This is a genomic window from Methylomonas rivi (genome assembly GCF_024505165.1).
GTDB lineage: Bacteria > Pseudomonadota > Gammaproteobacteria > Methylococcales > Methylomonadaceae > Methylomonas > Methylomonas rivi.
In genome coordinates this window covers 1-4648 of the sequence record NZ_JANIBK010000215.1, presented here as the reverse complement: position 1 = coordinate 4648, position 4648 = coordinate 1, and the positions used below count along the sequence as shown (strand labels likewise).

General features: G+C 53.6%; 8 protein-coding genes. 4 read left to right on the top strand and 4 right to left on the bottom strand.

What is annotated here, in order from left to right; genetic code table 11:
• The 3 genes from NP596_RS19945 to NP596_RS19935 form a co-directional block, all read right to left on the bottom strand.
• A partial coding sequence (locus NP596_RS19945) for an aminotransferase class V-fold PLP-dependent enzyme (RefSeq protein ID WP_256617148.1) occupies nt 1–700 on the bottom strand: 700 nt, incomplete at its 3' end.
• On the bottom strand, nt 693–1610 hold the full coding sequence (gene nifU / locus NP596_RS19940) for a Fe-S cluster assembly protein NifU (protein ID WP_256617147.1): 918 nt from the start codon (nt 1608–1610) through the stop codon (nt 693–695). The genes nifU and NP596_RS19945, both read right to left, overlap by 8 nt.
• Nucleotides 1611–1628: 18 nt before the next feature.
• Nucleotides 1629–1985 carry a HesB/IscA family protein gene (locus tag NP596_RS19935; protein WP_256617146.1) on the bottom strand — a complete coding sequence of 119 codons (357 nt, stop codon included), beginning with the start codon at nt 1983–1985 and terminating at the stop codon, nt 1629–1631.
• 195 nt (nt 1986–2180) lie between these two features.
• On the opposite strand from NP596_RS19935, the gene NP596_RS19930 reads away from it, so the two are divergent.
• The 3 genes from NP596_RS19930 to NP596_RS19920 all read left to right on the top strand — a co-directional run bounded on the left by NP596_RS19930 (nt 2181) and on the right by NP596_RS19920 (nt 3367).
• Nucleotides 2181–2441 (top strand): nitrogen fixation protein NifZ, encoded by a 261-nt coding sequence (locus NP596_RS19930; protein ID WP_256617145.1) that lies wholly within the window; start codon nt 2181–2183, stop codon nt 2439–2441.
• An 81-nt stretch (nt 2442–2522) separates the two neighbouring features.
• A complete protein-coding gene (locus NP596_RS19925) occupies nt 2523–2813 on the top strand; it encodes a type II toxin-antitoxin system TacA family antitoxin (protein WP_256617144.1) in 291 nt (96 codons plus the stop codon).
• On the top strand, nt 2810–3367 hold the full coding sequence (locus NP596_RS19920; protein ID WP_256617143.1) for a GNAT family N-acetyltransferase: 558 nt from the start codon (nt 2810–2812) through the stop codon (nt 3365–3367). The genes NP596_RS19925 and NP596_RS19920 overlap by 4 nt, the downstream gene beginning before the upstream one ends.
• Here NP596_RS19920 and NP596_RS19915 read toward each other — a convergent pair.
• Nucleotides 3357–3509 (bottom strand): hypothetical protein, encoded by a 153-nt coding sequence (locus NP596_RS19915; RefSeq protein WP_256617142.1) that lies wholly within the window; start codon nt 3507–3509, stop codon nt 3357–3359. The genes NP596_RS19920 and NP596_RS19915 overlap by 11 nt on opposite strands.
• A 236-nt stretch (nt 3510–3745) precedes the next feature.
• Between NP596_RS19915 and NP596_RS19910 the strand changes: the two genes are divergently transcribed.
• Nucleotides 3746–4648 (top strand): SagB/ThcOx family dehydrogenase (locus NP596_RS19910; protein ID WP_256617141.1); only part of this gene is annotated, 903 nt, incomplete at its 3' end.

Here is a 4648-nt window from a genome sequence, read left to right as displayed (position 1 = left end):
GGCGGCCGCGCTCCTGATGGCCGCCGCGCAGCAAGGGCCGGTAACGGGTGCCTCGGCGCAGATACAACACGCCTATGCCTTTGGGGGCATGCAGTTTATGCCCGGACAGACTCAGCATGTCGATCTTGGTATCCTGCAACATCATCGGAATCTTGCCGACCGCCTGCACCGCATCGGTATGGAACATCACGCCGGCCGCATTGGCCATTTCGGCCATTTGCTCGACCGGAAAAATGGTGCCGGTTTCGTTGTTGGCCCACATCACCGAGACGATGGCGACTTGGTCGGACAACAGGTTTTTGTAGGCTTCCAGATTCAGCCGGCCGCATTTGTCCACCGGCATCCGGTGTATGGTGTAACCTTCTTTTTCCAGGTAATCGCACAAGTTCAAAATCGCCGGATGCTCCACCGCCGTGGTAATGATTTCCTTGCGGTTGGGTTGGGCCTTGATGGCCGACAAAATCGCCGTGGAATCGGATTCGGTGCCGCAGGAGGTAAAAATAATCTCCGAGTCGTGCTCGGCGCCGAGCAATTCCTGCACTTGGCCGCGCGCCTTTTTGATGCCCCGCGCCACCCCGTCGGCGAAACGATGGATAGACGACGGGTTGCCGAATTGTTCGGTGAAATACGGAATCATCGCATCGACCACCGCCCGGTCCACCTTGGTGGTGGCGTTGTTATCCAGATAAATATCAGGCATGACCGGCCTCCTTGATGTTCACCAGTCCGGCGGTCGGCATTTGCGAAGCAGGCACGACCTTGATGAACTCGCCCATCACTTCCATCAAACGCTGCTGGATACCGGCGATAGTCATTGACGACATTTGGCAACCGTTGCAAGCACCGGTCATATTCACATAAGCGGTTTTATCGACCACTTCCACCAACTCGACGTCGCCGCCATCGGCCATCAATTGCGGACGGAAGGACATGATCACTTCCTCGATTTTCTTGATGCGCTGCAGATTGGTCAACGGTTTTTTCTCGGCCTTGGCTTCGACTTTTTCAATCGGCGCAGCATTCGGATCGAAGGTTTCGCCGCGTTCCTTCAAGACTTTTTCCAGAATCGCTTCGATGTCTTCGTGGCAGGCCGCGCAACCGCCGCCGGCCTTGGTGAAATTGGTAACGTCTTCCACGGTGCGCAGTTTGTTTGCCCATACCATTTCTTCGATCATCACCGCGTCGATGGCGAAACATTTGCAGACCAAGGCGCCTTCTTCATGGTCGTCTTTCCACTCTTCGCCGCGATAGTTGGCGACGGCGGCTTGCAAGGCTTCGCGCCCCATGACCGAACAGTGCATTTTTTCCGGCGGCAAGCCGTCCAGTTCGGCGGCGATGTCCTGGTTGGTGACTTTCAAGGCATCGTCCAGGGTCATGCCCTTGATGATTTCGGTTAATACCGAAGACGAGGCAATCGCCGATCCGCAGCCGAAGGTTTGGAAACCGGCGTCTTCGATGACTTCCGATTCTTCATTCACTTTCAGGGTCAACCGCAGGGCATCGCCACAGCTGATGGATCCCACTTCGCCAATCGCATTGGCCCCTTCCACCGCGCCGGCGTTTTTGGGGTTGAAAAAATGGTCTTTCACTTTGTCCGAATAATCCCACATGACTTTAATCTCCGCTTCTTAAGAACAGGTTTTGGGGGTGCCGCCGTTATCGCCGGTGGTAAACGAAGAGCCGCAAGCACAGCTTTTGACTGCGTTGGGATTGCTAAATTTAAAACCCGAGCCTTCCAGGCTATCCACGAAATCGATGGACATGCCGTCAAGTTTCGGATAACTGGTTGGATCGACAAATACTTTCACTTCACCGCAATCGATCACGGTGTCTTCCTGGGTTTCCTTGTCTTCCAAGCGCAAACCGTAGGACAAACCGGAACAACCGCCATCGGTCACTTCGATCCGCAGTCCTGCTGTCGGTTTGTCGGAATTGCTGATAAAACGACCCACGGCTTGGATAGCGCTATCGGTTAAAGTAATCATGGTTAACTCTCCTGAACGGTTTGGCATTGATCTTGTAAAGATTTAAAGCAACCGGCATGCCATGCGAGAAAATATTTTCTAAACCACTGAATTATCTTGCTTCGTAACAACCGGCCACCTTGAACCGGCAATCCGTTTAGCAACAATCCCGCTGTCTTTGTCGGTTTTGCTACAAACCCATAACAGGAGAACACCATGAATATTGAAGATTTGGATTTAGGCGATGTGGTTTTTGCCGCGCATACCATCGTCGACGACGGCAGCATGCCGGAAAGCGAGGAAGGCGAAGTGCTGGCCGAAGAAGGCGCCCGCGGCGTCATCGTCATGAAAGGCTATGTGGAGGAAGACCCCAGCCGCAGCGTGTTTCTGGTGCGCTTCGAGGACAGGGAATTGAACCTGGGCCGGCCTATCGGCTGCTGGACCGAGGATTTGATGCTGCCGGAGCTGGTTTCTTAGGCGGATAATTATCCATTGTGTAGTGGGTCGATGAGTGCTAGCATCTGTTCCGTATTTTTTCCGTAACAAGTGAGTTGCCTTATGCCCACCACTTCCACCGACTACGAACGTATTGATCTGCGCACATCCACTGAAATCAAGACATTGATCAGCCGTGCGGCTAGCCTTTCAGGGGTATCTTTGAGTGCATTCTTGGTCAGCGCGGCCCAAGAACGCGCCAAGCAAATAGTGTCGGACAGTGAAACGCTGAATCTGTCATCCCGTGATTGGGATGCATTTTTCAACGCGCTGGACAATACCGAAACAGCTAGGCCAAAATTGCAAACGGCAGCAGACGAATATCTGAACTGGAGACAAGTCCAACAGCCATGAGCGCCTTTAATGGCCGCATCGAATCCTTGCATAATAGTCACGATAGGCGACGGTTCGATTGCGGCGATAGCGCCTTGAACGATTATCTGAGGCGCTACGCCCGGCAACATGCCGACGCCAATATCAGCCGAACTTATGTGGCATGCAAAGAGCAACGAATTTGCGGGTATTACAGTCTGGCAATGGCGGCGATTAAGAAACAGCAACTACCCAGCCAATACCACAAACGTTTCGCCGATTATCCAGTGCCGATGGCGCGATTAGCCAGATTAGCGGTCGATGTGGGCTATCAAGGCCAGGGAATTGGCAAATTGTTGCTATTGGACGCCTTATACCGCTGCCTGGAACTATCGCGCAACATCGGTATGGCGGGTGTCATCGTCGATGCCAAACATGAACAAGCCCAGGCGTTTTATCAAAACTTTGAATTTGAAACCTTTCCGGATTCGGCATTGACTTTGTGGTTGCCTACCGGGGCAATCCAAACGTTGTTTGCGGCGGATCAATCGTCGTATGCGATTGAGAAAGGTCCACGATCAGTCTTTAATCCCTAAACTTCAGGGCCGCCACAATATTGGTCACAGTCCAACCGGAAAAATCGCCAGTTTCAAATCCGCCGTTAGTAATGTATTGGGTGGTTGCCGCCTGAGACTGAAGGGCTATAACCATTAACAAAAAACCGAATATATTCTTCATTTGTACCTCCGAGATGAATATCAAAAATTTAAAATCGCTCTATGAAATAGCATATAACCTGCCAATTCAATAAGTTACATTAACCGCGACACCAACCCGTGCAAGAAAAATCTGGCACCGTGTAAAATAACCTGACACTTTCTGATCATTACACTCAGCCATACAACAGAGACATTCGCACAGATTGGCACGGTGTGTGCTTAAATAGCAGCATCTATTTTGTTTGAGCGCTCATAATGACAACCCCATCCGACACCGTACTGACTTATCATCAACGCACCAAGCATCAATTGAATGCTTATGCCAGGGGCCCGGAGTCTTTGGATTGGGACGACCAGCCCAATCCGTTTCGACGTTTCAAGGGCTGCGAAACGGTCAAACTGCCGGTACCGGGCGCCGAACTGGCTTGCCTGTTCGCCGATCTGGACAAACCGGAGCTGATAACGCCGCAGCCGCTCGCGCTCGATACGTTCGGTTTATTGCTGGAACTGTCGTTCGGCCTGTCGGCCTGGAAACAATTCGGCCCGGACCGCTGGGCCTTGCGCTGCAACCCTTCCAGCGGTAATCTGCATCCCACCGAAGCCTATCTACTCTGCACCGACGCGGAACTGCTGCAGCCCGGCGTGTACCATTATGTCAGCCACGACCATCATCTGGAACGCCGCGCTACATTCGATCCGCATGGCGGCGAGCCGGCCTGTTACATCGGCTTGTCCTCCGTGCATTGGCGGGAGGCCTGGAAATACGGCGAACGGGCCTTTCGCTATTGCCAGCACGACATCGGTCACGCGCTGGCGGCGCTAAGTTATGCCACCGCTTGCCTGGGCTGGTCGATAGAACTGATCGGCGAGGCCGGCGATGCCGAGCTTGCCCATTGGTTGGGCTTGGACAGGCTGGAGGACTTTGTCGAACACGAACGCGAGGCGCCCGATTTGCTGTGCCGTTTGCACACGGATAAACCCCCTCATGGCGGCTTCGATGCCGAACTGTTTGCGCAACTGTATGCAACGGCGAGCTGGTTCGGCCAAGCCGAACGCTTGAGCGGCCGGCATTTTTACCGCTGGCCGGTCATCGACGAGGTGGCGGCTGCCGCGCAAAAACCATCCACCCCGGCGGAACGCCTGGACATGCCGACGCTG

Bases quoted from the DNA above. Each gene is read 5' to 3' on its own strand.
- NP596_RS19920 (WP_256617143.1), top strand. From the start codon at position 2,810: ATGAGCGCCTTTAATGGCCGCATCGAATCCTTGCATAATAGTCACGAT.
- nifU (WP_256617147.1), bottom strand. From the start codon at position 1,610: ATGTGGGATTATTCGGACAAAGTGAAAGACCATTTTTTCAACCCCAAA.
- NP596_RS19935 (WP_256617146.1), bottom strand. From the start codon at position 1,985: ATGATTACTTTAACCGATAGCGCTATCCAAGCCGTGGGTCGTTTTATC.
- NP596_RS19925 (WP_256617144.1), top strand. From the start codon at position 2,523: ATGCCCACCACTTCCACCGACTACGAACGTATTGATCTGCGCACATCC.
- NP596_RS19930 (WP_256617145.1), top strand. From the start codon at position 2,181: ATGAATATTGAAGATTTGGATTTAGGCGATGTGGTTTTTGCCGCGCAT.
- NP596_RS19915 (WP_256617142.1), bottom strand. From the start codon at position 3,509: ATGAAGAATATATTCGGTTTTTTGTTAATGGTTATAGCCCTTCAGTCT.